The following is a 26,608-nucleotide window of genomic DNA, read 5'->3' on the forward strand; positions in this document are numbered from 1 at the left end:
TTTGATTAAAAGAGTCCAAACAAGTGCATGATTGGAAATACAAGCAACATACTATCAAAACGATCCAAAACACCACCATGTCCAGGGATAAATTTCCCAGAATCCTTGACACCAAAGTGACGCTTGATCGAACTTTCTAGTAAATCACCAAATTGTCCAGCAATGCTAAAGAAAATAGCAAAGACGGACATCTTGTAAATTCCATACGGAAGAGCAACTGTTCTGTCAAACATCATAAAGATGATGGTTACTAAAATCGCACCTAAAATACCACCCAAGGCACCCTCAAAGGTTTTATTTGGAGAAACTGTCGGAGCTAGTTTTCGTTTACCATAGTTCATCCCAACAAGATAGGCACCACTGTCTGTTGCCCAAACAATACACAAGGCTAATAGTGCCTTATCTAAACCTGCAATTCTAGCATCTAATAGAGCATTAAAACCAAAGCCCACATAAAAGCTCATAGCAAGAGGGAAAACAGCATCCTCAATCGTATAGGACTTGCTAAAAACAGTCGTTCCTAACATAATTGAAATCAAAACACTATAGGCAACTACATTCCCATCAACTGGTAAAAAAGTCAGGTAATTCTCCAAGGGAATGGTCAAAGCAAAGGTTGCAAAGAGGGTCAAGAGGCCCTCCATCGTCATGGTCTCTAGACCTCTCATCTTCAAAAGTTCATGCATGGCTAGCATGGCTATGATTCCAATTGCTATCTGAAGCAAGAGTCCCCCAATCATTAAAATTGGTAGGAAAATAGCCAGGGCAATCCCTGCAAACAAGGTTCTTTTCTGTAAATCCTGTGTCATATTTCCTCCTAAACTCCTCCAAATCGGCGATGACGACGATTGTAGGCAAGAATGGCTTCCTGCAAGGCCGCCTCGTCAAAATCAGGCCACAAGGTGTCCGTAAAATAGAGCTCACTGTAGGCTCCTTGCCATGGAAGGAAATTACTCAAACGCAATTCTCCACTAGTACGGATAATCAAGTCCGGATCTCGTAAGTCCTTAGGCAAATGCTGGGTAAAGAGATAGTTGCCAATCAATTCCTCTGTGATGTCACCTGGGTTGATTTTGGCATCTAAAACATCCTGGGAAATCAACTTAAGCGCCTGCGTAATCTCAGCACGTCCACCATAGTTAAGAGCAAAGTTAAGAATCAAACCTGTATTGTTCTTAGTCAATTCCTCAGCCTTGGTTAAAGCTTCAAAGGTTTGCTTAGGCAGTCGGTCCGTCTCCCCAATCATTTGAATCTTAACATTATTCGCATGCAGTTCAGGGACATAATTGTCATAAAACTCTACTGGCAAGTTCATGATAAACTTGACTTCCTGATCTGGACGGGTCCAGTTTTCTGTAGAAAAAGCATAAACCGTAATAACCTTAACACCCAGTTTATTGGCTGCCTTGGTCACAGTTTGCAATGCTTCCATACCCGCCTTGTGTCCAAAGACTCGCGGTTGCATACGTTTTTTAGCCCAACGGCCATTCCCATCCATGATGATGCCGATATGAGCAGGAACCTGTGTCGGAACCTCTACTTCCACAGCCTTATCTTTCTTAAAAAATCCAAACATGATCTTATTCCTATTCAAAAATCTATCGTTTCATTATACCATATTTCCCTATTTTCTTCTATCACTAAGCTATTTATACTCTTCGAAAATCAAATTCAAACCACGTCAGCTTCACCTTGCCGTACTCAAGTACAGCCTGCGGCTAGCTTCCTAGTTTGCTCTTTGATTTTCATTGAGTATTATTCTCAGGCACCAAGCCCATTTTTCAAAAAAATAAGTCGCCTGCTTGGGCGACTCAATTTTTTATAGGGAGATTATTATGAAAAAGTTTTAGGAGTTTAAGTTAAGATCTTCTTAACTTATGAACTTAGTATACACTTCCTAGCTTAAAGTTTCCTTAAGTATTTTTAAAAATCAAATTTTTCCATTTCTCCTGCCAATTTTTCTTGGATAATCGTGTTTGATAGAGAACCATTCGGTCTTGATTCTCTGAAAAATGAGGAGTTGGACGAACTTGAAAATTCAAAATATCCTCCAAACCGTATGGAGTAAAGAGTTCCAAAACGGATTTTTCATTCAAGCGCAGTCCAACAGCCGTACATCGTTCTGGATACTTACTCATAGCATCACAAGAGCTGCTATAGGGAGCAGTATGAGGGCTGTGCTGGTGCATATAGACCTGATTTTTCAATTCCCACTGATACTGAGGAAAATCCGCTCTCAACTTTTTCTCTAGGAACAAGGTTTCCTCATAAGAAATATCCGGATCAAAGAAAATCACATCTACATCTGTTTCAAGATCAAATGCTGGTCTCTCTGACAAGAGATTCCAGATAAAATTTCTGACAGAACCTGCTGCCAACCAAGAATCTTTCAGACCAAGGTTTCGGATGATAGTCAAAATAGCCATCATATCCGAATTTTCTCTGAAAGAGTCTAAAATTTCAGCCTTATTTTTCAATATATTCATACCCTAAATGCTCATATGCCTTAGCAGTCGCCACTCGTCCAGAACGTGTCCGCATGATAAAACCTTTTTGAATCAAGTAGGGCTCATACATGTCTTCAACTGTCTCACGCTCTTCTGCTATGTTAACAGAAAGAGTTCCTAGACCAACAGGACCACCACCGTACATCTCAATCATGGTGCGAAGGATTTTCTGGTCCACATAGTCCAGACCTTCATGGTCAACATCCAGCATAGTCAAAGCCTTATCAGTAATAAGATCATCGATAACCCCATTCCCCATAATCTGGGCAAAATCGCGCACGCGTTTGAGGAGACGATTGGCAATACGAGGGGTTCCACGACTACGTAGGGCTAATTCAGATGCTGCCTCATGAGTGATTTCCATCTCAAAAATATCTGCCGTCCGCTCAACAATTTCCGTCAAGTCAGCATGGGCATAATACTCCATGTGACCTGTAATTCCAAAACGTGCCCGTAGCGGATTTGAGAGCATACCAGCCCGAGTCGTCGCACCAATCAAAGTGAAAGGTGGCAACTCCAAATGAACACTGCGACTGCCTTCACCAGCCCCAATCATGATATCAATGTAGAAGTCCTCCATGGCACTATAAAGCACCTCTTCCACTGACATTGGCAAACGATGAATCTCATCAATAAAGAGAACATCCCCAGGCTCTAAGTCATTCAAAATCGCTACCAAATCACCGGCTTTTTCAATGACTGGACCCGAAGTCTGCTTGAGATTGACACCTAGTTCGTTGGCAATAACAAAAGCCATGGTCGTTTTTCCCAAGCCTGGAGGGCCAAATAAAAGCACATGATCCAGCGCTTCATCCCGCATTTTGGCAGCTTCTATAAAGATTTGAAGCTGGTCCTTGACCTTATCCTGCCCAATATATTCACGTAAATACTGAGGACGGAGCGTGCGTTCTACTAACTCCTCGTCCCCCATTATCTCATTATCTAAAATTCTACTCATGGCTCTATTATATCAAAAAACCAAGCCACAAACAAAAAAGCCACCTGATTGGGTGACTCCAGAGTTTAGCACCTATGTGGTATAACATTCTACGGCACTGCTACACCGCCTACGAAAGGAGGTGAGATAGCCCATGATGGGATTAGTACTCAAAACTATCATCGGACCAATTGTGGTCGGTGTCGTTCTTCGCTTAGTCGATAAATGGCTAAACAAGGATAAATAGTGTCAAAAAAGACCCCTAGCTTATTTGGTCGTGAGCTTGGGGCCATTTCTAGCCTATGATATAGAACTAGTACTCAATTCCTTTTTATTATCCCATAGTTCACAAAATTTTTCAAAGGTTTATATTCGTGGCTTTTCAAGCTTTAACCGCTGTACAACAATATGATGACTCACTCCTTGAAAACCAAGAGCATTATTACAGTAGTTCTAGTCCTTCAATTAACAGTCACTTAAATTCAAAGTAAGGTTGAAGTAGCTGAAGCGACAACAGAACTATTTATTAGTCATATTCGCTAAAAAAAGTCCCCGCCAATTCCCCGACCAAAATCCGAAAAATATCGGAAAATGATTTTTAGAATAGTCCCCAAAATCCTGAAATAGAGCCAAAAAACTCCACCTGATTGGGTGGAGTTAAGGGAGATTATTATGAAAAAGAAAAGTTTAGGATTTTATTAAATAAAGTTAGGAGGTCTTTATTTAATAACTATATGATACAAGACAAAGCTTAAAACTAGCTTAACTTTTCTCAAATTTTACTATTTTGCAAAAAAAATCTATCACCATCACCTATCCACGAAAAAAGCCACCTGATTGGGTGGCTTCATTAGGAGATTATGATGAAAAAAGTTTTAGGATTTCATTAAATAAAGTTAGGAGGTCTTTATTTAATGACTATATAATACTAGACCATCCTTAAATTTTGCTTAATAAAAAACAAATTTTATTATTTTTCTCGATTCATCCAAGTCATCCCTATACAATTATAGGTGGATAAGATTTCAAAGCCCATAGAACGATAGAATCTCAAGGTTCTTTCTGTCTGTTCTGTCACCAGCTGGACTTGATAGACATCTTTGTAAGCCTCTAAAGCCTCTTTCATTAGGGCACTACCAATCCCTTGACGCTGATAGATAGGTAAAACGATTAAATCTTGAACCAATACTGATGAGAATCCATCTCCAACCAAACGAATCAAGCCCACCACAGTATCATCATCAAGCGCCACATAAATCGCTAATGAATGAGATAAGGCCTGCTCCAGCATCTCTGGTTGATGGGTATAATTTGTCCAACCGACAGCCTGATAGAGATGCAAAACATCCTCTAACTTGACAATTTCTTGCTTTTTAATAGTGATCATGTCAACACCTATTAAAGCTCTCTTAAGCTCTTGTACTGTCGTCCATTTTTATCAAAATTTTCAGGAGCCAACCATGCTTCCAATCGAGCTTTGACTTTGGGCCAGTCCTTATCAATCATAGACAACCAATCCGTATCACGAGTACGCCCCTTATATACGACTGCCTGGCGGAAGGTCCCTTCATAGACAAATCCCAAACGCTCCGCAGCTCGTCTGGATGGCAGATTAAGAGAATCACATTTCCATTCGTAGCGACGATAGTTAAGCTCCTCAAAAACATAGCGCGCCAAGAGATAGTGAGCTTCTGTCCCTATTCGTGTTCCCCTGAGCTCTGGAGAAAAAGTGACCGCTCCCACTTCTATCACTCGGTTATTTTGGTCAATGCGCATGAGAGAAAAAGTTCCCAAAGCCTTACCAGTTGCCTTGTCTATGATTGCATAGTAAAAACGGTCCTTACGAGCCAACATCTGATTTAAAAGGCTAACCAACTCCTCCATATCTGCTACTGGCTCCTGAAAAAGGTAGGTCCACATCTCCCGAGGAGTATCCAGGCCATAAACAGCTAGCAAATCCTCCGCATGTTTTTCTACCGAGAGAGCCTCTATCCGAGCATAACGCCCTTCTAAGAAATCAATAGAAGGCAATTCACCTGGTGTATAACCTTCCATTGACTCCCCAACCATTTGACCATATTCGTTTACTGGCATCTTTCTTCTCCTTGTTTTACGCTGAAAATACTATATCACAAATTGTTCTCTTTGGAAACTGGCACTGTCTTCAAACTTCATCCTCAACACTATATTAGTGACCCGTTTTCTGTCTTTTATCCTCTAAGGCTTGATTAATTCGTTGGGTGAGTTTGTGATTTTTCCAGATTTGATACAACCATATCAATCCATAAATTAACAAGAAAAAGAACCAAAGCAAGGGACTCCACAAGGCTGAACCCCAGCCCAAAAATAGAGAGGTCAATACTAAAATAGTAGCTGTCACTAATAAATGAACTCCTACACGTATACTAAAAGCAAGAAACTCTAGCTTTTCAAGTATTAAAGTCAATACCCCCATAATTCCACCCATTAAAAACAGAGCTAGAATATTTTTTATCATTGGTTCAGGATAGGTAATACCTGGATAACACTGAGCTAATAACATCATACTCAAATAAAAGAAGGAAGCCGTACGCATTCCCGATACAAAATAATCAATTAATCGTTTCATGATTTTCTCCTATAAACCTAGATAATTCATTAAGGACTTAACGTATTTCCGACTCACACTAGATTTGATGCCCCGAGTCATTTTAGCCATCATGTTCCCTGAAAAACTATCTGATAACGATTCTAAGTGGTCAATGTTTATAATTGAATGGCGTGATATCTGTATAAAGTTCCGTCGGTTAATCCTATTCTGAAAGTTTGTCAATGTTTCCTTAGTTTTATAAATCCCGTCTACCGTATAAATGGTCAACAAGTTCTTATCGATATCTGCTAAAATAAGATCCTCAATTTTCACCATAACCAGATGATCATCCGTTCGAATAGGAATGACCACCTGATTGGTTGTTGAAAATTGTTCTAAATACTCCATGACTTCCCTCGCTTGGTCGGTTAACTGAGCTGCCTGAATTACAATATGTGGGTCCTTTTCTGAAAACTCTGCCTTCATTTCAAAACGAATCTTCATTTTCTCTCCAATATACTTTTATTTTCTCTTGCTAAACACTTTAACAAATAAAATCCAAAGAAAAATAGCGACAAGACTGATAATAACCACTATAAAGTATGTCTCTTCCTTTGTCAATAGTTCTTGCCAGTTGATTTGGATTCCCATTTTTTCTTGAAATTCCTTTAACAATCTGCTATTTCCTGTAAATGCAGTTTCTAACCGCTCTTTCATTAAAATTTGTCGATAGAGAGAAGCAATATAAGTTGCAGGGGTACACTTCATGATAATTTGTGCAAAATCAGGTAATACTCCAATGGGGATATAAGTTCCTACCAAAAATCCAGAAGCAGTCCCCACTATAGTTGCCAGTTTGCCAAGACTATCTACAGATTGAAAACGGTAAATCAAAAGAATATTTACCACACTTGAAAGCAGACTGCTTAACAGCATAATCAAAGTAATTTCCGGTAAATAACTGATAACTGGACTTTCTCTAAAATAAAGGCTCATAACAGCAAACATAAACACCTGCATGACAAAAGAAATGATAATACTGCTGATTAGATAGGACACCTGTAAGCCCCAGCTACCTAAATCTGTCAAGAAAAGATCTTGATCTACTTGATTTTCACGATCCTGTACCATTTGTGTAAGAGCCGTAAAACTGGTTGTAATCCCAGTCACAGCCAAGGTCCCACCCATCAGCCAGTTATTTAAAAGCTTCGTATTATCAGGGAGTTGGGTCCAAGCATCCGTCAAGTTCTTCTGCAAAAAAATGATATAAAGCAGGAAGGAAATCAATGCCCCCAATAATGAGAAAAATACTCCTGAACGATTACGAAAATATAAGATAAAATTCCGTTTCAATAAAGCTAACATTAGCGAACCTCTCTTCCTGTAAGTGCAATAAAGGCATCATCCATAGTGCCCGGACGAAACTCAAAAGAATCAATTTCTTCTCGAACTTTTGCCAAATATTCAATGGCTTCCTGTGACGTCCTTGGATAAAAAAGATATTCCAACTCATTTTCTTCCTCTACTGTCATTCCAGTCTGTAACAACTTTTCTAAATCCTTCATTTCTTTAAAACGAATTTTTAGGATATTAGAAGCATACTGACTTTTAATAGCAGTCGCAGAACCTTGCGCAATCACTTTCCCATGATCAACGATATAAATTTGATCCGCTTCATCCGCTTCATCTAGATAATGAGTCGTTAAGATAATAGTCATCCCTTCATCCTTTTGTAGTCGAGACAGTAAATCCCAAATGGCTTTGCGAGTCTGAATATCTAGACCTGTCGTTGGTTCATCTAAGAAAAGAATATCTGGCTGTGAAAGAAGAGCACGCGCAATATCAACCCTACGTTTTTGCCCACCTGACAAAGTCCCATATAGTTGCTTCTGGAAAGCAGTCAAACCCAGTTGATGGATCAAATCATCCACACGACTTGCTACAATCTCCTTATACTGTTGAGCACGAATCGTAAGATTTTCTCTAACCGTCAACATCTCATCCAGTACACTAGCTTGAAAAACAACTCCGATTTTCGTATTTGGCGCATATCGAATCTGACCTTTTGTAGGCTTTTTCAAACCGATTAACATGGAAATGGTGGTTGATTTTCCTGCACCATTTGGACCCAAAATAGCATTAAAACTCCCTTTTTCAAACTCTAACTGAATATCGTCAACAGCCATATGATTGCCGTAACGTTTAGTCAAATGTTTAGCTTGTAAAATCATATTTATTTCCTCCTCTTTACCTCATCAGTTTAACAAAAAGTATGAAAGAAAAATCGACTTTTGAGATAAGTGGTTAAAATGAGAGGTTAAGTGGTGAGATGATTAGGGTTAAGTTAAAGTAGAGAAGGCTACAGCCATTTTTCTCCTACCGAATTGCTAAATGAAGCTTAAAAACACTCACAAGAACACATTATATTTTTAAATATGCGCTATAAAAGAGATGTTTTATCGCATCTGGCCGAAAAATTCAAGAATCGGTAGTATTATTCTCGACAAATCAAACAATAAAAAATTAACTAGAAATCATGACACACAATCCCTTCTATCAAAATGAAACTGCTGAATATGATATGATTGAATTTGAAGCAAGTAAGTATTGTCCTGAATTTGAAACTTCCATTAGCCAAATTTTTGACGACAAGTAAATCTATTAGGAAATAATAGATGAAAAGAATTTTCAATACAAGCAAAAAACAGCTCTTTTTATCCGAGAAGAGCTGTTCTATTTTATGAAAGAGAAAGTCACTAGTAACTCTTGTAGTTCTCTCTACGTTTTTACTGTTTGAGTTCAAATTTCTCTTGTTTGAACAATTGCTTTTGTAGACTGGACTACCAACTAGAACTGTGTTTTTATCTTAGTTGGGACTATTATAGTACGGTTCAGCACTATCTACAAATTTTTCAGATATGTATCAAAATAATTTATCGTAGCAAACCAAGAGTCTACACTTTCTTTCATTAATAAGCGCCAATCTTTTCGATAACGATGATTCGGTTGATAAGCAACCGTCAACATATGCCCTGTTTCATGGTATTTTTTAAACAAAATGAATTCCCCTTTATAATTTGAAATTATATCATCTATCGCAGATGATGCATTCCATATTTCATCAACATCGCTTCCTAGTAATAATAAAGGAGAGGAAATTTTACTCACATCAATCTGGGCCCTACTATCTTCAGGAATATGTTTTCCAAAAAACTTGTTTAACAAATAATTTCCTAACTGAAGTTTTTGATAAGGAAGTTCCTTTTGTAAATATGTCCAAGAAGATGAATGAGAGTTGAGTTTTCCCTTTATTCCCTCAAATATTACATTTGAGGGAGAATTGAGTACTAAACATTGCACATCATCCAAAATACTTTGTCCAGCCAGAACAAGCTCTGCTCCTTTAGAGCGACCATATATTCCTATTTTTGTATTATCAACTTGAGGATGATGGTATAGAAAATCTTTCGCCTCTTCCAGACATTCTATCGGAATTCGTTCTAAATTTTGAGATAATCCCTCTAAACCAAAATAAGCTATCGCAAGACAAATATAGCCTCTTGAAGATAAAAGTTGGGCAATATTCTGAGCTTTTTCAATTCTTCCCTCACTACCGCTAACAATAATCACGGCTGGCGCCCTTCTTAACTTTTCATCATAGAATAATCGACCTTGAAAATGCTTGTCATAGATATCTTGATATCTTACTCCTAGATTCATATAACGCCTTACGAAACTTTGCTCCGCGACCACATCTTTCCCCAGCTTGATTTTAATTTCAACACCAAAACAATCTCGTAATGGAATTCTATCAAGAGAAATCGGTAATCTCCTTTTCCTATTCTTCAACGGTTTCGCATTAAAGAATAATCCCATTTCTGAAACTCCTTTATAAGATCCCGAAATAGATGCTGTCTGAGAGGTATCAATCATACCGTCCTGATCAGATAAAAAAATTGCGGTTGATTTCCATATAACATCATGATCTAAAAGCAAGGGAGCATTTATACAGTAATAATCAGACAGGTACATTTCTACACAGTACATTGCCCTTGGTTCTAAACCATTAATAGCAATATAAAAAGATTCATCCGCTAAATCTGTTTGTGAAATCAGTTCTATGTTTACAGTCATATCTTCTCCTTTTTGTTAATTTACTTAACAATTATATTTGAAATTTACCGTGACTTTTACCACGGTAATTCTCCCCACACCTTTTCAATATCATCCATCAATTTCACAACTGTTTTAAGTTCCACCTCGCTATAGTTGTTTAAAACTGAAAAGATTGATTTTTCAATATATTCTTGTTGCTCCTTATGGATTTTAAAAACTTCGATGCCTTTTTCAGATAATCTCAAATATTTATTTTTCCCATTATTCGGATCAAAATCAAAAACAACCAATTTTTTTTGAATCAATCTCCTAACACTTTGAGTTATTGCACTTCTCGAAACTTCTAATAATTCAGATAATTTTACTAGATTCATAGGCTGATTGCGACCTATCAGGTCAATCAAATGGACTTCATTAATAGTGATTGACTTATCAATACTGTTCCTATGCTGATCCTTTTTCAACTGTTCAAAAGTTAAAACAAAACTGTTAAAACGATTATTAAACTTATGCAGTTCTTTCTTATTCATAGTCTTCTCCATTTTGTTAACCATATTAACAAAATAGTGTTTTCTTGTCAAGGAGAGCCCAAAAATCCTCCAGAGCTTAGCTCCGAAGGATTCATTTTTATTTCACAACAATATTAACAAGTTTGTTCGGTACCGCAATCACTTTCACTTTAGAAAGAGCAACACTACGAATTATTCAACTTAGTCAAATAGGAAACCCCTCTTTTCATATTTAAAAAATTACTTTTTAACCTTCATAAACTTTATTTGGATACGATATACCAAATTCATCTGAAAATTCAGCATCAGAAACTTTCATAAATTTTTCATCAGAAATATTAATATTATTAACTGATTCTAACACATTAGTGATGTGCAATAATGGAGTCAATACCGATATACCCGTATAATGTACAATATCCATCTCAATTTCATATACTCTTAGAAAGATATCTTTATATTTTTCTAATAATTTATCTATATCTCCTATAGTCTTTAAGCCCAAACTTTTTGCTCTCTGGACTACAGTGGATAGATAAGAACTGTTAATATTAAAATTTATGGGCACATCTAACAGTTTAATCTCATCCAGTAACTTAATGTAATTTGGATCTTCCGTTACATAAGTCATAAGTGTACTACTATCTATTGGTAATTCTTCTTTTGAAGTAGGTAATTTTTTTCTTACCTCCTGCTCATAGTTATTAATATTATTTTTTAACTGTAAAAAATTATCATCGGCTAATTCAATTAGTCCCGCCAATCTGGAGAATTGTCTTCTATATTGATCAGGTATATCTTCCTTACTTTTATATCCCAAATCATGTTCAATTTCAGCCCAGGCATGCTGCATAACTGTCCTAATTTGTATCTCTAATTTTATATTCTTAAATCTACCATATAAAGTAGATGGAGTAGTCCCTTCTTTTAAACCCACCACATAATGAAGTGAAACATAACCAAATTTTGTTGGATCCTCACTTTTACGTTTATCAATAGTATTCTCTACATCAACCTCGAATTCTTGACTGATTAACTCAGCTATTTTATCAACATCATCACTAAAGTACGTTATGATACGAATACCGCATAAATCGGTAATCTCAGCTAAATTAGAATAATTTTTCCTTTTTACTTTGCCTTCAAGAGACTCTACAGTTTTTACTCTCCCAATTATTTCATGAACGTTAATAGATTGACTTTTAATAATACTCTCCACAGTATTCTCTACATAATCTAAGCAACCTTCATAACTCCCCCGTGAAGCAGAATATTCTTCAACAATCTCCTTATGACTTTGAGTCCTCATTAGTACCTCCCAAAAAGTGAACAAAAACTTGTTTTATAAATAGAATAAACAAATATATGTAATAGCGTTCAAAGTTTGGTAAAATAGGGAATTTGGAAAATACTGCGTTGACAAAAAAATACATAAAAAATAAATTTGGGTACCAAATTGGGTACCAAAACTCTCTATAGGCAACTCACTTTTTTAAGAAATAAAATAAAAAACTTCATCAAAACTATTGACTTTGTACAACTTTAGTTGTATAATAGATACATAAGGTTAAGGAGGAAACCTTAGACAAGGAAACTAGTAGAAAGGAAAACAAAATGTTTAAGTTCAAAAAGAAGCCACTCAAAGTAAAAACAAATAAGCTAGTAGTCAAAATAAACTTATTTATAATCAGCTTTGAATGGCACATCGAATTTGGATAGTGAGAAATCACTATCCACCCCTTCGGGGGTGTACTTAAATTATAACAGGAAAAACAATGAAAGTAAATCTAAAAATTAGAAAAACCACCAAGCGTGAAAAAGTTGAATTTATTATTGGACTTCTTCTACTCCTATTTGCAGTTTGGTATTTTATGAGGTAATATATGTCAGTAGATATTAAAGCTATCCGCTGGCTTTTAGACAACGCCACAGCCTATGCTATCAGCAAAAACTGTGGCGTATCTATTCAGGCCGTAGATAAGTATAAAAACGGTGTATCAGATATTATGAACATGCGTTTAAAACACGCTATCAGCATGACTTCTTACGCCCATACACTACAAGAAAAACAGTGAGCACCATCACTGTTTTTTCTATTTTGAGCAAACAAAAAACCGCAAGCCTGAGCCTGCGGTTGGTGTAATCTAATTTGAAAGTTTTCCTTTCGTTTTATTTAACTGTTATCAAGCCTTCTGGCTCGACTGTGAACTCTGGCTTGTCTGCTAGTGTTCCGTCTGCCTTGAGGTAGTACCAACCTGTGCCATCTGCAGACTTGACAAACTGATTGGATTTCATATCTCCATCCTTAGCATCGAGATAATACCAATGTTCCTTGTACTTGACCCAACCAGTGGCCATGGCCCCGGTTTCTTTGAAGTAATACCATTTATTCGCAATAAGCGCCCATCCTGTTGCCATGGCTCCACTTGGGAGCAAGTAATACCAGTGCCCGTCCGAATGCTTGTGCCATGCGTTTGCTTTCATGTAGCCGTTACTATCGAAGTAATACCAGACATTATTGATCTTCTGCCATTTATTCGTTGGATAAGAACCATCTGCATTGACATACCACCAGCCGGTCGCATTTTTCTTCCAGCCCTCTTGATTGCCTTCTTTTGCAAGCATTTCTTGAACAGTTGAGCCGAGCGACTGATAATGCTTGATTTTAGCAATCACATAGTCACGCAAGCTGTCATTGTATCCGCCGTGCAATTCAAGGGAACGAGCAGGGCATGATGTGCTAGAAAATTCATTGTGAAACTTAATGTTTGAATAGTTCGGAGTATCACCGTAATAAGTCATATCCTCTGCCATTTGGCGTAATACCATGTTTTCATTTTCAATGAACTCGGCATCTGATGCGCTTAACTGCTGGCAGACTTCATAGCTAAGAGAGTTCATGTTAGCATCGTAGTTAGCAGCAGACCATGAACCATTGTATGTGTCTTCGACTCGCACAATTGCATCTCTTGTGATGTAGTAATGAGCAAAACCAAGTTCAGACTGGCCATTGTCATATCGTTCTTGTAGCCATTCGATATAGGCCTTTGCACTTTTTGAACCAGCATCATTATGTAAAACATAATACTTTGGTCGCTCAGTTGGTCGGGAGCCTGAAATTCCATTAAAAATTGTATGGTTAATGATTTCTACCATCGTTTAATCCTCCTTAGGATTTTCGTACTCAAGAGCTTGCTTGCTGTCTGTAATCCCTGCAGTTGTTGGGTCATTCACGACACCAATCAATACCAGGATGTAAACGAATGTGTTCACACCGTCTTGGATATTTTTTGGAATTTCAAGACCGAATTGTTGAGACATCAAGAAGATTGCCCCTAAAAGAGCAATAAGTGTTGCTTTATTTTGCAAACGTAATTTCCAGTTAATCATGTGCATTTCTCCTTTTATTGTTTATTTTGAATTAAATTTTTAAGCTCTCTTACGTCTTCACCAAGTGATTTTACTTGCTCAGCTAGTACTAAGATAGCCTTGTTTTGTTCATCGTGGTTATCGAGCCGCTTGTTGGCTGATGTCTTGAATTCGTTCAGATTTTCGATATCTTTCTCTAAAATCGTAAGACGATTCTCTTGTTTGGTTGCTTTATCTTTCATCGAAAAATAAAGACCAATCACAGGAATGAGGGTGATGAAGATCTGTACGAGAAATCGTTCATATCCTGGCATACACACCTCCTACTCTTTCCCTTCAAATTTCCAAGCGACACCCGTTCCGTTTTGTTCCAAAGTACCATTTGTCACAAATGCGCTGACAGGCTCACCATTATAGGTAAATTCCTTGTTAAGTTGAACCAAGATGCGCTTCCCTTCACCATTGACCTCTACGTGTTCAGGGTCTTCAATGGTAATCAAGTCATGTGGTAAGTAAGTCTTACCAACTTCAGCTAGTGGAATCAACTCAACTATCTCTTTGTAGGTCGTTCCATAACCAATATTCTTGCTCATGACAGAGTTCAACACAAGAACATGTATGACCTTCTGATTTACCTTCGAATTTTCTTCAGTCTGCTTAATAAGAGCTGCAAGCTTGTCCTGCTCACTCTTGTTTTGTGCAATCTGCTGCTCAGCTTGTTCAAGCTTAGCTTGCGCTTGCACGATTGCTGCGCCTGGATCTAATTCAGCCTTCAGGATATCCAACACTGCTTGAATCAAGACATCCTCTTGCTCATCTGTTCGGTCTCCTGTTAGCTCACGCATGTTTGTACTGTACCGATTGCCTTCTGACAGACGGATTTCAACCACTGTCTTGATATTGTCGCCCAAACCTCGTGTATAAGGCTTGCTTGCTAGTTCATAATTGTTAATTGCCATTTGTCATTTTTCCTTTCACTTCTTCAAATTTTGCTTTGAGCTCTTCGTCTGACTCGATGATTCGTTTCATCTGCTCAAGTTCCATTGCAGTAACTGTGTAGAGAGCCTCTAGAGTAGCTGATTGAGTAGCTTCATTACTGACTCTCTCACTTAGTGATTTAATTGTTAGTGTACTGATTTGTTTGTCTTGTTCGTTCATGCTGATTTCTCCATTTTTTCTATTTTTTGATTGAGTTCTTGAATACCCTTAATTAGATAAGGCACTAACGCGGTATAGTCGATATGCAGATAGCCATCTAGGTTCTCAGGATTTTGTGAAATTGCTTGAGGTATTACGGCTTCAACATCTTGAGCGATTAAACCAATTTCCTCATGCTTTTTACTATCAATGAAATCAAATGCGACCATAACCAATTGATTGATTTTGTCCAAGGCTTTTATACTTGTCTCTGTGATATTTTCTTTCAATCGTCTGTCGGAGGCCTTATCGATGTGGTATTTCACCGTCCCGTCCCCGACTTGGCTCCACCAAACGACTGCATTCTTGCCATTCTCGCGAGGACTTCGACCGGTTCCATAAATTTCGCTTCCACCCTTCATTTCGATATTTTTGTGAAAATTATTTGAACCAAAAAAATTGATTATGCTTGTGCTTGAGAAGTCAACCACTCTATGAAATGCCGCATCGTTTCTGCAGAACATTTTACCTTCAAGCGTGACGTACCAAGACAGAGGTCCCGGTTTCCCCCAAGTATTCCCCCAGTTAGCCCAGAAAGCTGTCTGGAACTGTCGACCTCTACCATTACTCATACCGACCTTAAATTGGTCTAACCCAGTCAACCAGAATGAACTTGAGTCGTTATCATGTGTGCCAATTTGGAATCCTCCGATTTTACCCTTGTAACCTTCAAGCAAGGTAGCAGTAACCACAACAGACCGAAGCTTGTTGATGAAAGCCTCTTTAGCCGCAAGCATGTCCGTAAATATATTGCTTGATACGAACATCCGAGCCATTGCTTGGTCCATAATGAGCTTATCAGCTGTGATAGTCTTTGAACCGATAATCTCAGCGTTCAGCTTAGCAAATGCACCCTCGCCGACAAAAATACGCTTGAAATAGCCATTAATTGCAGTCAATTCATCGAGCAAGGTCTTACCTTTCAAACGAATCTTCTCGGCCTCAATCAAAATTTGATTGTTAGTCGCATTAATTTGAGAAACTAAAGCACCAGCACTTGTCAAATTCTGAACCGACCACGAACCAGCTAGTTGGCTTTGAACTGAGTGAACAGCTTCTTCTGTGTCTTCAAGAGCAGGACGAGCACTTGTTGCAATGCTTCCCTCCTCTAATTGAGGAGCCAAAATATCGAGATAGCTTCCTTTTGCGCCATTAACTAAGTAAACGTAGCCGATCGACAATTTTCCAGCTTTTTTTCGTTCGCTCGAAAATGTCAAATATGTCCATTTGTCATCTTTCAAGATGAATTCTGGGCTTATACCTGTTGAGTCGTCGCTCCACCAATAATTTTGTAATCTAACTCTTTGTCCAGCTGAGCCTCTTATCCAAACAGACATCGTATAGGTTCCTGGCATAATCTCAAATCCGTCCTGAGCAACGCCAATTTGACCTTTTGGATCACTAGAAATTATACGTACTGCTTTATTAAAACCAGATACAGGGCTATCTGAAACCTCAATTGTCCGAACACTTCCAGAGCCTGAGCCACGAAATGTCCCAGAATCCCATGAGCCTGAACCTACACGCATCTCTTTGATTCCTCTGATATAATTTCGGCCACCTTTTGCAGCCTTAGCCACCTCAACCTGGAATAGCTGGTTAGTCAGAGCCATGCGAGCAACTTTATTCGAGATATCATTCTCGTTGCTACCAATAATCCGCTCATATAGTTGGCTAGTCTCTCTGACATGTTGGAAATCCGTCTGATTGGCCTTGCCAGCAATCTGAGATGTGATGCTTGCAAATTGCCCGTCGACTGTCTGCTTGTATTGAGCAATCTTTGAAGCAATATCATTATTTGTCTGCGTGCTTATCGCACTAAACCGACGTTCAAGACCTCTCACATCCTCCTGATAAGTCGATTTACCAACATAATCTCTGGATATCTGCTCACGGACTGCGCTGACTTGACGAGCGCTCTCGTCTCGAGCATAACGCTGCAATCTCTCTTGTCGCTGACCGTCTTTATTGACATACGTTTCAATCGTACCAAGCTTGGTCAAGATACCGTCTGCGGTGCTCTTAACTTCATTCAGCTTCGTACCATACTGATTTTTAAAACTTTCAATCTGGCTGAGAGAATTTTGAGATGATGCTTGTAGGTTAGTAATGTCTGTTCTTGCTCGCTCACTAATTCGTTTCGCTTCCTGAGCGAGTAAGCTGCTTGCACCAGCATTTCGCAAGGCTTCTTCAGCCCTGCGCTTGGCTTCTTGTATCGAAGTATTGTCAAAGCTTTCGAAACGCTGATTGATAGTATCAGAGAGTTCTCTTTTAACTTCTTCAGCTCTGGCTTTGGCAGCATTGAGACCGTCTGTGAATTGATTGACCAACTCTTCTTTCTGCCTGTCAAAAGCAAGATCAGCATTCTTGAGTTCTCTTGCTAACTGCCTTTCAAAATCACTTTGAAGTTGTTGAGCTTCACCCTTGACTGCATCACTAACTGCGTTACCAATCGCATTCGCAAGACCTGACTTGAACTGCCCAAAACCAATTGTCTTCAGTTTTTTGCCCATTGGTGAGTAAGTGTACTTAGTAATCTTCTTGCGCACGTCAAGATTGTAGACATCGTGAAATAAACTCACAATATCAAACATCTGGACAGGCACATCACTCTGGCCGACAACCTCAAGCTCAAGGCTATCTTCCATCATGTCACAGAGCGAAGTTCGATAATATTGCTCACCATACTTACGAAGGCTTGCTTCATCCTTCACATCCTGGTCATTAACCTCAATCACATCTTCGTATATTTGACTGTACTTGTTAATGAGCGGACTATCCACAACTACAGAAAACTTGCGGTCAGGCGCCTTCTCTCCCCCACCTTTGACAGTCGCCGTAAAGGTGATTCGAGTCTTCAAAGACTTAGTAGATGTCTTGTGTTGATAGCTAGACAGATTCTTTTTGTACATAAAAAGCGATTCGTTTTCCGAACCGCCATTTTTTAACAAGCGAACCTGGTAACCATGCCGTACAAGGTCGCCACCCCATTGACCAATAATAGAATGCTTATCTTTCCCAAATGCCTCCATAGCATTCTTAGAGCCAATATTAAAGGTATGCCTATCTTCAATATCAGAGAAGAATGAGAACGGATTGTCACGAGTGATCGCGCCAGCAAAACGACTGAGAGCAGTTGAGCCGGTCGCTTGATCAAGAGAAAGCGAACTGACCACATAGTTATTCAAAAGGGTGAATACTTGATTCGCATAGACTTGAATATAGCCATGCTTCTTCTCTACCTCGAAAATGACAAAATCCTGTTCACCGTGAAGGTCATCAGCAGTTAGGAACGCTTCCTCCTTCAACTGCTCCCATAAGGAATCCGAGGTCGGAAATCGGAAGGACAATTGATAAGTGCTATTATCCTCTTGAACAATTTCATCAGCATAGGCAGCGTTCAGAGGCATATTTCCATTTGTTAAATAAATCAAATCTTATACCTCCAATTCGGTCGAATAGTAATTTTACGGACATTTCCAGTAAACGAGACGCCGACCTTACCAGTCGGTATTTCCAAGAACCCTCCACGTTTCCTAAGAGTGTTCTGAACGGCACCAGTAGCATTGTAGATATTTTGCTTGCCTTGCCTACAATCAATCGTGGCCTTGGTCTTAATCGCTAGATACATGGTTTTCCGGCCAATTGTAAGGGAGACGTCGCCATCCCCCTCGACTTCAATTAGTGGTTCCGAGTAAACCGTGCCAGGGTTGTTGACTGTACCAGATGCCGTAAGAACCACAGGATCTATATTTTTTTGGTATCGGAACGGTTGCATTTCTAACCTAATTTCTAACTTCCAAGCATGATTTCCAAAAGGTTCAAAACTAGCAGTCACAAAGTTAGCATAAAACAATGAGCCAAGCTGATAGCTAAATTCCAAAACATTATCATTCGATTGAAATTTATCAAGAATACTTGAAATCTCAACCATTTTTTTAACGTGGAGAGTGAAGGTCCTTTCGTAACTGTCGAAAGAACCGTCTAACACACGGTAACTACCATTGACTCCATAAAGGGTTGCCTTCTCTCCTTTTGGCTTGGCAGCCTCCACCTTCCCGAAGTCAGTCACAACACAACCAGGAAGGGTTGAGGTGTTAAAACCATTGATGATCATATACTCCATTAAATTCCCCCCCTTGCGTAAATTGCACCGTGTTGTTTATAGGTTTTGAGTGAGATAATATCATTGTCCAGATAAACGTCTGACGATTTTTCAAGAATAGCAGTAAGGATTCTTTCCATACTTGTTCTCAGAATCGCTATCTCAGACACGGTTTTACTCTCATGGGCCTCAAATTGAGCTGATGGCATAGCCAATTGGGCTTCTAGGTTTTTAGTAACAGATGCAGAGGAATTCAGATCCAGGTTGTCTCCTGAAAATACATCTGAAATTTCACCAGCCATTCCTCCAACCGTTTGTTTGACCTCCTTAAATTGGTCTTGCAATCCTTGGTCTAACCCTTTCATGATGGCAGTACCCGCAGGGATCAAGAGTTTACGGTCATATTCAATCGGACCTTTGTGGTCACGAATCCAGCTAGCAATACCACCGACAAAATTTGTGACAGAGGACCACATAGACTGCAAACCATTCAAGAAACCTTGCAATATTGCTTGACCTGCACTATATAGATTAATATTCCATAATTGATTGAAAAAACCAGTGACATTACTTACAAGACTAGATACCGCATTAGACATGCTGTTCCAAGCATTTTGCGCCCCGGATACGAGACCATTGATAATGTTTAGAACACTAGAAGCTAGAGAACTCCAAGCATTGCTTGCCGTTGACTTAATACCTTCCCACAAACTTGATAGGAAGTTCATAAAGCTGTCCCAGATACTTTGAGCTCCCTGCACCAGACCTGTGATTAGACTTGTTACAGTAGATTTTATCCATTCCCAAGTCACTGAAGCAGCCGACTTGATAAACTCCCAAATCGCAGATAAGGCAGCCGAAAAGTTTTCAAAAACAGCAATACCATATCCAACAATAGCATCTACAATACCAGAAAAGAATGTTTTAATCCCTTCCCATATCAAAGAAATGCCATTTTGAATACCTTCCCAAATTAGAGAAAGATCAGCTCCTAGCTGGTTAAAATTCCCTGTCACAAGGTCGATGATAATCAGAATAGCGCCCAAGAAAATGGATTTGATGAACTCCCAAGCACCTTGAAAAATCATCTTAATCCCTTCCCAAATTTGAGTAAGACCATCTGATATATTGTTCCAAATATTCATAAATCCATCTATGAACGGTTGAACAATAGCCATCACTACCGTTGTGATAGCTGTCCATGCAACAGATGCAGCCTCTTGAATACTTGCCCACAAGTCAGAAAAGAAAGTTACAACAGCAGTCCACATCGCTTTCAAAGATTCGATGTAAGCAGTCCAAGCTGTAACGACTCCATCCCATAAGATGATAGCACCTTCAGAGATTCCAGACCAAAGACCAACAAAGAAATCAGCAATCCCCTGCCAAGCCTGTTTGATCCAATCCACAAAAGATGACCAAATTTGCTGGCCAGTTTCTGTTTGCGTAAAGAACCAGACTAATCCAGCAACAAGAGCAGAAATAGCCATGACAACAATTCCAATCCAGCCACCTGAAACGCTTAGGACTGCATTAAAAATCTTAAACGCTCCACTTGCTCCCATAGTAGCAGCCGCATTCGCCGCCTCTGCGGTAGTGAGTGCACCGGTTCTTACGAACTGAGCCAACATAAGACCATTCGTAATAGCCAGAGTTGCATTCCTGATTGTTTCAATTCCTTTTATTACCGTTAAAACAGCTTTATATCCTGCCCATGCACTCGTAATACCAACAACAGCCGATTTTAAGGCATCTAATGCAAGAGGTGAATCTTTTAACCAAGATGTAAATTTGCTAAGACTTTCAGAGGCGCCTCTGATAAAACCTGAGATACCTTCAAATGCAAAACCTAACAGGTTCACTCCCTGCTCCCCGTCTTTAATCCCTAACAGATCTCCAACGAAATCAACAACAATACTTGCAACATGGCCAGCAACAACTCCAATGTTCTCAAAAGTAACTCGAATATTATCTGCGATGTTGACAATTTGATTAGCAGTACCCTCGCTAAATCCAAGCATGGTCAGGATATCAATGTTATCTTGCTTGCTCAATGATCCAAAGATCATATCAAAGAAAGTTTGAAAGATACCTGTCACTCTTGAAAGTTGACTATAGACTGCACTTCCAAAGGCATCCCCAAAAAGCTGAGATGCAATCTGACTAATTCCTTCAGTCAAAACCAAGCCAAGGCCAGAAAAAATATTTCCAACCATTGGTAAAAAATTATCAAAGAGAAAGGTAGATGTTGTTTTAAGCAAAGCATGCAGAGAAGGTAGGATATTCTCCCCTAGCGCTAACTTCCCAAGTACATTCTGAGCAGCTGCTTTCATAGATTCAAAAGAACCACTAAAAGTAGATGCTGCCTCTTTAGCAGTTGTGCCAGTGATGTCTAGATTTTCTTGGATAGCATGGATGGCATTATAAACATCTGAGAGGTTGTTAATGTCATACTTAACACCAGTCAATTTCTCTGCATCAGCCAAGAGACGTTGCATTTCCTGCTTTGTACCACCGTAACCAAGCTTCAGGTTATCCAACATAGTGTAGTTTTGTTTGGCGAAACCTTGATACGCCAGTTGAATGCTTCCCATAGATGTCCCCATCTTATTCGCATTATCCGACATATCAATCATGGCCATGTTTGCTGTTTCAGCAGCTTTATTAGTGTCGCCACCAAGAGATTGCAAGAGGCTAGCTGAGAAGCCTGTCACATTTTCCATGTAGGCATTAGCTGACAAACCTGTTGTTTTGTAGGCCTCATTAGCATATCCCTTTACCTTGTCAGCAGAACCTTTGAATAGAGTTTCGATACCTCCAAGTGATTGCTGAAGCGCTGCTCCTTCACTAATAGCTGCCGAAAAGGCCTTGCCAATCCCTGCCGCTGCAATAACTTTCGTCATAACGCTAACAAGACTAGAACCCAATGACTGTCCAGCACTTTGTCCTGCTGCGCTAGCCTCAGGATTGAGAAGTGATTGGATTTTACCAGTAATACCTCTGGCTGATGGTATCAATTGTACATAAGCCTGTGCTATTTCTGTCGCCACTAATCCTCACCCCCTATCTTTTCTAGAATTTGCTGACGATATTCTTCAAAGTCCTCACCAGAATCAAAGATCATCTCCTTGCTTTCTTTAGCTTTAGTTTTACCTGTCAGCTCCTCTGCAACCATTAATGGTTTGTTGATTCCTTTCTGACCGTCTGTTGTTTTAAACCACACAAGAGCAGAAAGCCTATCAAGCACGCCTGCAAGCAAAAAGGTTTCAAAAGGAACTTTGCTATTGGTCATTGCTAGTTTGATCCGTGAATCATCTCTCAAACCAAAAGCAAAAACAGCTACCTGGTCAGCAGGTAACTGTCTGTAATCAAAAATCCCATATGTTTCAGCTAAATCACAAATAAGAGCATCTTCATCTGTTTGAATCATTCTAGCAAGGAGCGCTATTTTTTTAACTGGTTCTGACTTGTAAAAATCTCACTAATTTCTGCTCCCATTTTATCCAAAGGAACAATGCCATCCGCAGTCCGCACATGGTTTTTCAAATCTTCTGATTTGTCACCAAGCATAAGTTTGACCACTTTTGGTAAAACTGCTGGATTTGTATCCACTTCTGCAATAACTTCAAGCAACTCATAGTTTTCCAAGCGCTCTTTTGTAATTTCAAAAGCAAATCCGGTTGAAGTCACACCACGAATTGTTTTAATCTGTGGCGCAGCTTTTTTATTTTTCTTTTTACGATTTTGTTTTGACATAGTTAAGCTCCTTTGATGTATTCATAGTGTGTGTCGTCAGCAGCGTTAGGGAAAGCAGTTACTGTCGTACCATACCCAAGTACACTTCCATCTTTATAAGGGATTTCATCAATGGCAGTTACCTTTCCTGAAGGGATAACAATACGTTTAAGTACACCACCTTTTAGGACTGTTTCGATAACTAGACAGTGATGTGGCAATTCTTTTGAGTTTGCCTTAATCGTAATTCCTGAAGACAAATCCCCAGATACATTATCTGGTCCATACACTTCCTTCAAAACTTCCACATTTAATGCTTCAATCAGCATATATTTGAAAGTGTCTGTCTTTTCCTTTTGAACCGAACTTACAACGACGCCACCCCACGCCTTAATATTTTCTGATTCTGGGGAGTTGCTATTGGTCATACCATCTTCTGAAATATAACCAAGCGCTTTAAACGCATCATCTAATTTTGTAGTTGCGTCTGTTGGAAGTGCTGTTCCAAGAGGTGCAGAATAAACCGCACCTCCGATTTTAGGTTTTGCAGTCGTTACATTTGCTTCTGTAGCCATTTAATTTCTCCTTTTAAAAATAATTAATATCAAATACGGCTTGATATCGATATTGTTTTGTTTCAGTGTCCGTAAAATTGTAATCACTGTTCAGGTGGACACCACAGATTGAATCTAATTCAATCAATCCCTTCACAGCATTTTTCACTTTCACATTAAGCTCCGCAGCTTTCTGCATAGTTGGGCCATAACTTTGGAAAGCAAAGGTCGCACTACTAGAGTGATTACGCTCCTTCCCACCTGTCTTTTGAATAATGACAAAGCTATCGGGAGCCTCAGCTTCATGCTCAAAAAATGACGGTACATCTAAATGACCGTCAAGATATTTCTTGATAATAATTTCAATCATCTAATGCACCGCCTTCAACAAAGTGTTATTTTTCAAATTATCCCTCTTCGCTTTTCGCGTAGCTGGATAAATCATAGCATTGGCTCTTGTCTTACCAACGTGGCTATCTTGTTCATAGCCAGGACCACATCTTTTTTTAATGACCGTTGCTTCTTTGTTCAAGATGTCCTGAATCTCTTTTGATTTCAAAAGAGCTCCTACACCCGAACCGATAAGCTTGATTTTTGTATTACTCATACGCTTCAACCATCACTTTCTTATTCCATTCTAGAGGCATCATGGCTTCAATGCCTTCTAACGGAAAGCCAATCGTGCGCCATTTTCGCCCAAAGAAACGAACCTCACGGTCTTTCCACTCGTTCTGATCGCCTTTTGGAATGCCCAGCGTATAAGCTGCCTTTTTCCCAGTCAAATTGAGCTGATTGGTGATATCTTCTGTCGAAGCTGGAACAACCAGGACATTATCTACTTGAATTTCAGTATTCTCATAGATAGGATGACCAAAGTCATCCCGACCAGTCTTGGTTTTCCCAGTCAAAGTTACAGTAATTCCTTTAATCCGTCCCATAAATATCAATCACCCCATACCTTTGTTTCTTAAGGCCCAAACGTTTCAATTCTGAATCCTTGATAAAGAGACCTCCACCAGGAACAAGATAAGAACCACTCACTGAGTAGCCCAAGGCACTTTCAGCAAATTGAGTCACCGGTTCCTGGTCAGTTGAGGTCATCAACGTGCGAGCTACCACATCAACGGTGACGGACTTGACCACCACAGCAAAAGATGGATCAGTAGCCACTAACCCATCTAAATCCTTGCCAACTTTTTTAGCTTCAACGCGAAGAGAATGAGAAACAACTTCCAACAGCGCCTCGGCTCGTTTTTCCTCATCGAATTTCAACGCTCGCCACAATTTTTTCAAATCTTCGACTGTTGCAAAGTTTTCCATTTCTACCTCCAGTCAAGTGACTACTGAGATTCAGTATCAGCTTGTTCGATCAGCGAAATCAATTCAGTTTTTGTGGCACGGTTATCATAAGCAATCCCTTTTTCATCAAGGATTTCTTTTAACGCTGCGTTAGTCAATGAGTCCAAAGGTTTGTATGCTGCAATCGGAACCCAATCCCCTCCAGAAATTTCTGTGTTAGTGTTGATTGTAGCTCCAGTCTTTTGGTTTACATACTCAGCCATGATTAACCTCCCGTTTTCACGATACGAGCGAAACTAGCAGCATCCATGATACCCCATCCAATGTATGCTTCGCAACGGATATAAATCTGGTTATACCCTTTAAGGTCGCGACCGCTGTTGTCAGGATCACCATACTTGATGATTTCCATCGGAACTTCTTTCGCATAGCCCCATTTGAACATTGTTTCAAAGTCCCCAACAATCGCTGTGTTTTTAGGATCTGTTTGTGAGTATGATACAGTGCGATTTTTATCTACTGCCAATCCATTGATTGCATCAGGTACACCGCCCCATGCCAATTCAGGATACAATTTCCCGCCTTCAGCATTTTTCATTTTAGAAAGAGCAGTTGTAAAAATAGGATCTAGGATTGCTCCGGTGATATCACGTTCTGAACCATCAATCATACCGACAGCATCTTCCATACTTTCATCTGGGTTAGATTCTTTGAAAGTTACTGTCTGAGTAACTTTTTTATCAAAGCAGTTAGTTCCAATAATGCTTGACTCTTGTTTTGTACGTGGGTTAATACCGTGAATACTCATAATATCAAGCCCTCGTGCTAATTTTTTAGAAAATCCTTCCACAAAATCACTGAGGATGTCAACTTTTGCTTCTTCTGAGGCGTGTAAAAACTCATCAGATACACGGGCACCATATTCGACTTTTAGTGGAACAATAGTAACAGGATCAAGGCTCACACCACCATGAGTCTTCTTGCCGTTTTCAGCCACGATGTCGATGTCCGAATCAAAGTCGAAAATGAACTCTTTTTGGCCGTTAAACGGAATAGGTTTTTGGGGTGATAGCTTAGCAATTGATGAATGTCCCTTCACCTTACTAATAACTTTTTTTACAAGCTCTGGATCAAATAGATTTCCTTTTGCAAGTTGTGCTTCTGACATATTTTTTTCTCCTTTTTAATCTTCAATATTTAAATTTTGAACCAAATTTCTATACATGGTTCTTTCATCATCTTCTTTCGGAACAATCGGCTCCGTTGATTTTACTGGCGCTACTTTGCTTACTGGCTTCATAAAACCAGCTAAGCGCTCTGCATCAGCTTTCAAGCTTTCTTCATCAGTTCCCTGCAAACGGTCTGCAAGGTCGTAAGGCAATCCATGTTGCAAAGCCACACGAGTTCGCAGACTAGCTGTCTCATAATTAGAGATTTGATTCTGCATCTCTTCAAGTTGCTTGTCAGCATCTGCCTTACTTTGATTGTTAGCTTCAATTGTTGACTTCAAGCCAACATTTTCTGTTTCCAATTCTGTAACTCTAGATTTGAGCTGGTCATAGTCGCTATACTTCGCTTTCTCACGAGATAAACGCTCCTTAATAGCAGCATCAAATTCTTCTTGTGTAGTGATTGGTTTAAATTCTGACATTCTCATGTCTCCTTTCTCCTGCTTCCCCGGCAGTTCGGTAATTTTTGGCATCAAAAAAAG

General features: G+C 39.3%; 33 protein-coding genes. 2 read left to right on the forward strand and 31 right to left on the reverse strand.

The window, feature by feature from the left end:
* Nucleotides 1-5 precede the first annotated feature (5 nt).
* The 4 genes from KB197_RS09180 to ruvB all read right to left on the reverse strand — a co-directional run bounded on the left by KB197_RS09180 (nt 6) and on the right by ruvB (nt 3,465).
* A complete protein-coding gene (locus tag KB197_RS09180; RefSeq protein ID WP_000189852.1) occupies nt 6-809 on the reverse strand; it encodes a phosphatidate cytidylyltransferase in 804 nt (267 codons plus the stop codon).
* Between the two features lie 8 nt (nt 810-817).
* Nucleotides 818-1,576, reverse strand: a complete 759-nt coding sequence (locus tag KB197_RS09185) for an isoprenyl transferase (RefSeq protein ID WP_000466719.1) — start codon at nt 1,574-1,576, stop codon at nt 818-820.
* A gap of 337 nt (nt 1,577-1,913) precedes the next feature.
* Complete coding sequence (locus KB197_RS09190) at nt 1,914-2,486, reverse strand: nucleotidyltransferase family protein (protein ID WP_101782134.1); 573 nt, start codon at nt 2,484-2,486, stop codon at nt 1,914-1,916.
* Nucleotides 2,467-3,465 (reverse strand): Holliday junction branch migration DNA helicase RuvB, encoded by a 999-nt coding sequence (ruvB, locus tag KB197_RS09195; protein ID WP_025169652.1) that lies wholly within the window; start codon nt 3,463-3,465, stop codon nt 2,467-2,469. The genes KB197_RS09190 and ruvB overlap by 20 nt, the downstream gene beginning before the upstream one ends.
* A gap of 133 nt (nt 3,466-3,598) precedes the next feature.
* Here ruvB and KB197_RS09200 point away from each other — a divergent pair, with 133 nt between their 5' ends.
* A complete protein-coding gene (locus tag KB197_RS09200; protein WP_004255195.1) occupies nt 3,599-3,691 on the forward strand; it encodes a type I toxin-antitoxin system Fst family toxin in 93 nt (30 codons plus the stop codon).
* Between the two features lie 723 nt (nt 3,692-4,414).
* Here the strand turns inward: KB197_RS09200 and KB197_RS09205 are convergent.
* From KB197_RS09205 to KB197_RS09245, 9 genes are all read right to left on the reverse strand, one after another.
* Complete coding sequence (locus tag KB197_RS09205; protein WP_212573616.1) at nt 4,415-4,831, reverse strand: GNAT family N-acetyltransferase; 417 nt, start codon at nt 4,829-4,831, stop codon at nt 4,415-4,417.
* 11 nt (nt 4,832-4,842) lie between these two features.
* A complete protein-coding gene (locus KB197_RS09210) occupies nt 4,843-5,538 on the reverse strand; it encodes a GNAT family N-acetyltransferase (protein ID WP_049499490.1) in 696 nt (231 codons plus the stop codon).
* Between the two features lie 94 nt (nt 5,539-5,632).
* A complete protein-coding gene (locus KB197_RS09215; protein WP_020902698.1) occupies nt 5,633-6,052 on the reverse strand; it encodes a DUF3021 domain-containing protein in 420 nt (139 codons plus the stop codon).
* 9 nt (nt 6,053-6,061) lie between these two features.
* Nucleotides 6,062-6,517: a LytTR family DNA-binding domain-containing protein gene (locus KB197_RS09220; protein WP_000701930.1), complete on the reverse strand. Its 456-nt coding sequence runs from the start codon at nt 6,515-6,517 to the stop codon at nt 6,062-6,064.
* Between the two features lie 18 nt (nt 6,518-6,535).
* Nucleotides 6,536-7,378, reverse strand: coding sequence for an ABC transporter permease (locus tag KB197_RS09225; RefSeq protein ID WP_084947813.1), 843 nt, complete (start codon nt 7,376-7,378; stop codon nt 6,536-6,538).
* Nucleotides 7,378-8,244: an ABC transporter ATP-binding protein gene (locus KB197_RS09230; protein WP_212573617.1), complete on the reverse strand. Its 867-nt coding sequence runs from the start codon at nt 8,242-8,244 to the stop codon at nt 7,378-7,380. Before KB197_RS09230 ends, KB197_RS09225 begins: the two co-directional genes overlap by 1 nt.
* Before the next feature lie 670 nt (nt 8,245-8,914).
* Nucleotides 8,915-10,147, reverse strand: coding sequence for an acyl-CoA thioesterase/BAAT N-terminal domain-containing protein (locus KB197_RS09235; RefSeq protein ID WP_212573618.1), 1,233 nt, complete (start codon nt 10,145-10,147; stop codon nt 8,915-8,917).
* 56 nt (nt 10,148-10,203) lie between these two features.
* The gene (locus KB197_RS09240; RefSeq protein WP_212573619.1) at nt 10,204-10,659 is read right to left on the reverse strand and encodes a MarR family transcriptional regulator; all 456 of its coding nucleotides are present in this window, start codon (nt 10,657-10,659) and stop codon (nt 10,204-10,206) included.
* Between the two features lie 226 nt (nt 10,660-10,885).
* Entirely contained in the window at nt 10,886-11,947 is a 1,062-nt protein-coding gene (locus KB197_RS09245; protein ID WP_212573620.1) for a GTP pyrophosphokinase, read from the reverse strand.
* Nucleotides 11,948-12,521: 574 nt separating this feature from the next.
* On the opposite strand from KB197_RS09245, the gene KB197_RS09250 reads away from it, so the two are divergent.
* Nucleotides 12,522-12,713: a hypothetical protein gene (locus KB197_RS09250; RefSeq protein ID WP_000109864.1), complete on the forward strand. Its 192-nt coding sequence runs from the start codon at nt 12,522-12,524 to the stop codon at nt 12,711-12,713.
* A 94-nt stretch (nt 12,714-12,807) separates the two neighbouring features.
* Here KB197_RS09250 and KB197_RS09255 read toward each other — a convergent pair whose 3' ends face one another.
* Genes KB197_RS09255 through KB197_RS09340 form a run of 18 tightly spaced genes read right to left on the reverse strand, consistent with a single transcriptional unit; the run spans nt 12,808 to nt 26,548 of the window.
* Entirely contained in the window at nt 12,808-13,794 is a 987-nt protein-coding gene (locus KB197_RS09255; RefSeq protein WP_212573621.1) for an N-acetylmuramoyl-L-alanine amidase, read from the reverse strand.
* A 3-nt stretch (nt 13,795-13,797) separates the two neighbouring features.
* Nucleotides 13,798-14,028, reverse strand: a complete 231-nt coding sequence (locus tag KB197_RS09260; RefSeq protein WP_212573622.1) for a phage holin — start codon at nt 14,026-14,028, stop codon at nt 13,798-13,800.
* 14 nt (nt 14,029-14,042) lie between these two features.
* Nucleotides 14,043-14,321: a DUF7365 family protein gene (locus tag KB197_RS09265; protein ID WP_006154951.1), complete on the reverse strand. Its 279-nt coding sequence runs from the start codon at nt 14,319-14,321 to the stop codon at nt 14,043-14,045.
* Between the two features lie 9 nt (nt 14,322-14,330).
* Nucleotides 14,331-14,966 carry a hypothetical protein gene (locus KB197_RS09270; protein ID WP_212573623.1) on the reverse strand — a complete coding sequence of 212 codons (636 nt, stop codon included), beginning with the start codon at nt 14,964-14,966 and terminating at the stop codon, nt 14,331-14,333.
* Entirely contained in the window at nt 14,956-15,165 is a 210-nt protein-coding gene (locus KB197_RS09275) for a hypothetical protein (RefSeq protein ID WP_212573624.1), read from the reverse strand. The genes KB197_RS09270 and KB197_RS09275 overlap by 11 nt, the downstream gene beginning before the upstream one ends.
* Nucleotides 15,162-18,638 carry a phage tail spike protein gene (locus tag KB197_RS09280; RefSeq protein ID WP_212573625.1) on the reverse strand — a complete coding sequence of 1,159 codons (3,477 nt, stop codon included), beginning with the start codon at nt 18,636-18,638 and terminating at the stop codon, nt 15,162-15,164. The genes KB197_RS09275 and KB197_RS09280 overlap by 4 nt, the downstream gene beginning before the upstream one ends.
* A complete protein-coding gene (locus KB197_RS09285) occupies nt 18,635-19,330 on the reverse strand; it encodes a phage tail protein (protein WP_212573626.1) in 696 nt (231 codons plus the stop codon). The genes KB197_RS09280 and KB197_RS09285 overlap by 4 nt, the downstream gene beginning before the upstream one ends.
* Nucleotides 19,330-22,359: a PblA gene (locus KB197_RS09290; protein WP_212573627.1), complete on the reverse strand. Its 3,030-nt coding sequence runs from the start codon at nt 22,357-22,359 to the stop codon at nt 19,330-19,332. Before KB197_RS09290 ends, KB197_RS09285 begins: the two co-directional genes overlap by 1 nt.
* Nucleotides 22,359-22,739 carry a DUF5361 domain-containing protein gene (locus KB197_RS09295; protein WP_049529788.1) on the reverse strand — a complete coding sequence of 127 codons (381 nt, stop codon included), beginning with the start codon at nt 22,737-22,739 and terminating at the stop codon, nt 22,359-22,361. The genes KB197_RS09290 and KB197_RS09295 overlap by 1 nt, the downstream gene beginning before the upstream one ends.
* A 14-nt stretch (nt 22,740-22,753) precedes the next feature.
* Complete coding sequence (locus KB197_RS09300) at nt 22,754-23,065, reverse strand: hypothetical protein (protein WP_421127625.1); 312 nt, start codon at nt 23,063-23,065, stop codon at nt 22,754-22,756.
* Nucleotides 23,066-23,067: 2 nt separating this feature from the next.
* Nucleotides 23,068-23,619: a phage tail protein gene (locus KB197_RS09305; protein ID WP_212573628.1), complete on the reverse strand. Its 552-nt coding sequence runs from the start codon at nt 23,617-23,619 to the stop codon at nt 23,068-23,070.
* A 13-nt stretch (nt 23,620-23,632) separates the two neighbouring features.
* Complete coding sequence (locus tag KB197_RS09310) at nt 23,633-23,968, reverse strand: hypothetical protein (protein WP_212573629.1); 336 nt, start codon at nt 23,966-23,968, stop codon at nt 23,633-23,635.
* A complete protein-coding gene (locus tag KB197_RS09315; RefSeq protein ID WP_212573630.1) occupies nt 23,969-24,205 on the reverse strand; it encodes a hypothetical protein in 237 nt (78 codons plus the stop codon).
* Entirely contained in the window at nt 24,198-24,536 is a 339-nt protein-coding gene (locus KB197_RS09320; protein WP_212573631.1) for a hypothetical protein, read from the reverse strand. The genes KB197_RS09315 and KB197_RS09320 overlap by 8 nt, the downstream gene beginning before the upstream one ends.
* Complete coding sequence (locus KB197_RS09325; protein ID WP_212573632.1) at nt 24,523-24,918, reverse strand: phage Gp19/Gp15/Gp42 family protein; 396 nt, start codon at nt 24,916-24,918, stop codon at nt 24,523-24,525. The genes KB197_RS09320 and KB197_RS09325 overlap by 14 nt, the downstream gene beginning before the upstream one ends.
* Before the next feature lie 20 nt (nt 24,919-24,938).
* Nucleotides 24,939-25,160 (reverse strand): hypothetical protein, encoded by a 222-nt coding sequence (locus KB197_RS09330; RefSeq protein ID WP_212573633.1) that lies wholly within the window; start codon nt 25,158-25,160, stop codon nt 24,939-24,941.
* 2 nt (nt 25,161-25,162) lie between these two features.
* Entirely contained in the window at nt 25,163-26,065 is a 903-nt protein-coding gene (locus KB197_RS09335; protein ID WP_212573634.1) for a phage major capsid protein, read from the reverse strand.
* A 15-nt stretch (nt 26,066-26,080) separates the two neighbouring features.
* Entirely contained in the window at nt 26,081-26,548 is a 468-nt protein-coding gene (locus KB197_RS09340) for a capsid assembly scaffolding protein Gp46 family protein (protein WP_212573635.1), read from the reverse strand.
* Nucleotides 26,549-26,608 lie beyond the last annotated feature (60 nt).

Source organism: Streptococcus sp. 11-4097, from assembly GCF_018215285.2.
Taxonomy (GTDB): Bacteria; Bacillota; Bacilli; order Lactobacillales; family Streptococcaceae; genus Streptococcus.

Bases quoted from the DNA above. Each gene is read 5' to 3' on its own strand.
- KB197_RS09220 (WP_000701930.1), bottom strand. From the start codon at position 6,517: ATGAAGATTCGTTTTGAAATGAAGGCAGAGTTTTCAGAAAAGGACCCA.
- KB197_RS09240 (WP_212573619.1), bottom strand. From the start codon at position 10,659: ATGAATAAGAAAGAACTGCATAAGTTTAATAATCGTTTTAACAGTTTT.
- KB197_RS09185 (WP_000466719.1), bottom strand. From the start codon at position 1,576: ATGTTTGGATTTTTTAAGAAAGATAAGGCTGTGGAAGTAGAGGTTCCG.
- KB197_RS09245 (WP_212573620.1), bottom strand. From the start codon at position 11,947: ATGAGGACTCAAAGTCATAAGGAGATTGTTGAAGAATATTCTGCTTCA.
- KB197_RS09320 (WP_212573631.1), bottom strand. From the start codon at position 24,536: ATGGGACGGATTAAAGGAATTACTGTAACTTTGACTGGGAAAACCAAG.
- KB197_RS09270 (WP_212573623.1), bottom strand. From the start codon at position 14,966: ATGGCAATTAACAATTATGAACTAGCAAGCAAGCCTTATACACGAGGT.
- KB197_RS09305 (WP_212573628.1), bottom strand. From the start codon at position 23,619: ATGGCTACAGAAGCAAATGTAACGACTGCAAAACCTAAAATCGGAGGT.
- KB197_RS09300 (WP_421127625.1), bottom strand. From the start codon at position 23,065: ATGTCAAAACAAAATCGTAAAAAGAAAAATAAAAAAGCTGCGCCACAG.
- KB197_RS09215 (WP_020902698.1), bottom strand. From the start codon at position 6,052: ATGAAACGATTAATTGATTATTTTGTATCGGGAATGCGTACGGCTTCC.
- KB197_RS09255 (WP_212573621.1), bottom strand. From the start codon at position 13,794: ATGGTAGAAATCATTAACCATACAATTTTTAATGGAATTTCAGGCTCC.
- KB197_RS09180 (WP_000189852.1), bottom strand. From the start codon at position 809: ATGACACAGGATTTACAGAAAAGAACCTTGTTTGCAGGGATTGCCCTG.
- KB197_RS09260 (WP_212573622.1), bottom strand. From the start codon at position 14,028: ATGATTAACTGGAAATTACGTTTGCAAAATAAAGCAACACTTATTGCT.
- KB197_RS09340 (WP_212573635.1), bottom strand. From the start codon at position 26,548: ATGTCAGAATTTAAACCAATCACTACACAAGAAGAATTTGATGCTGCT.
- KB197_RS09285 (WP_212573626.1), bottom strand. From the start codon at position 19,330: ATGGAGTATATGATCATCAATGGTTTTAACACCTCAACCCTTCCTGGT.
- KB197_RS09325 (WP_212573632.1), bottom strand. From the start codon at position 24,918: ATGGAAAACTTTGCAACAGTCGAAGATTTGAAAAAATTGTGGCGAGCG.
- ruvB (WP_025169652.1), bottom strand. From the start codon at position 3,465: ATGAGTAGAATTTTAGATAATGAGATAATGGGGGACGAGGAGTTAGTA.
- KB197_RS09275 (WP_212573624.1), bottom strand. From the start codon at position 15,165: ATGAACGAACAAGACAAACAAATCAGTACACTAACAATTAAATCACTA.
- KB197_RS09235 (WP_212573618.1), bottom strand. From the start codon at position 10,147: ATGACTGTAAACATAGAACTGATTTCACAAACAGATTTAGCGGATGAA.
- KB197_RS09265 (WP_006154951.1), bottom strand. From the start codon at position 14,321: ATGCCAGGATATGAACGATTTCTCGTACAGATCTTCATCACCCTCATT.
- KB197_RS09190 (WP_101782134.1), bottom strand. From the start codon at position 2,486: ATGAATATATTGAAAAATAAGGCTGAAATTTTAGACTCTTTCAGAGAA.
- KB197_RS09200 (WP_004255195.1), top strand. From the start codon at position 3,599: ATGATGGGATTAGTACTCAAAACTATCATCGGACCAATTGTGGTCGGT.
- KB197_RS09295 (WP_049529788.1), bottom strand. From the start codon at position 22,739: ATGATTCAAACAGATGAAGATGCTCTTATTTGTGATTTAGCTGAAACA.
- KB197_RS09230 (WP_212573617.1), bottom strand. From the start codon at position 8,244: ATGATTTTACAAGCTAAACATTTGACTAAACGTTACGGCAATCATATG.
- KB197_RS09205 (WP_212573616.1), bottom strand. From the start codon at position 4,831: ATGATCACTATTAAAAAGCAAGAAATTGTCAAGTTAGAGGATGTTTTG.
- KB197_RS09225 (WP_084947813.1), bottom strand. From the start codon at position 7,378: ATGTTAGCTTTATTGAAACGGAATTTTATCTTATATTTTCGTAATCGT.
- KB197_RS09210 (WP_049499490.1), bottom strand. From the start codon at position 5,538: ATGCCAGTAAACGAATATGGTCAAATGGTTGGGGAGTCAATGGAAGGT.
- KB197_RS09330 (WP_212573633.1), bottom strand. From the start codon at position 25,160: ATGGCTGAGTATGTAAACCAAAAGACTGGAGCTACAATCAACACTAAC.
- KB197_RS09315 (WP_212573630.1), bottom strand. From the start codon at position 24,205: ATGAGTAATACAAAAATCAAGCTTATCGGTTCGGGTGTAGGAGCTCTT.
- KB197_RS09310 (WP_212573629.1), bottom strand. From the start codon at position 23,968: ATGATTGAAATTATTATCAAGAAATATCTTGACGGTCATTTAGATGTA.
- KB197_RS09335 (WP_212573634.1), bottom strand. From the start codon at position 26,065: ATGTCAGAAGCACAACTTGCAAAAGGAAATCTATTTGATCCAGAGCTT.
- KB197_RS09250 (WP_000109864.1), top strand. From the start codon at position 12,522: ATGTCAGTAGATATTAAAGCTATCCGCTGGCTTTTAGACAACGCCACA.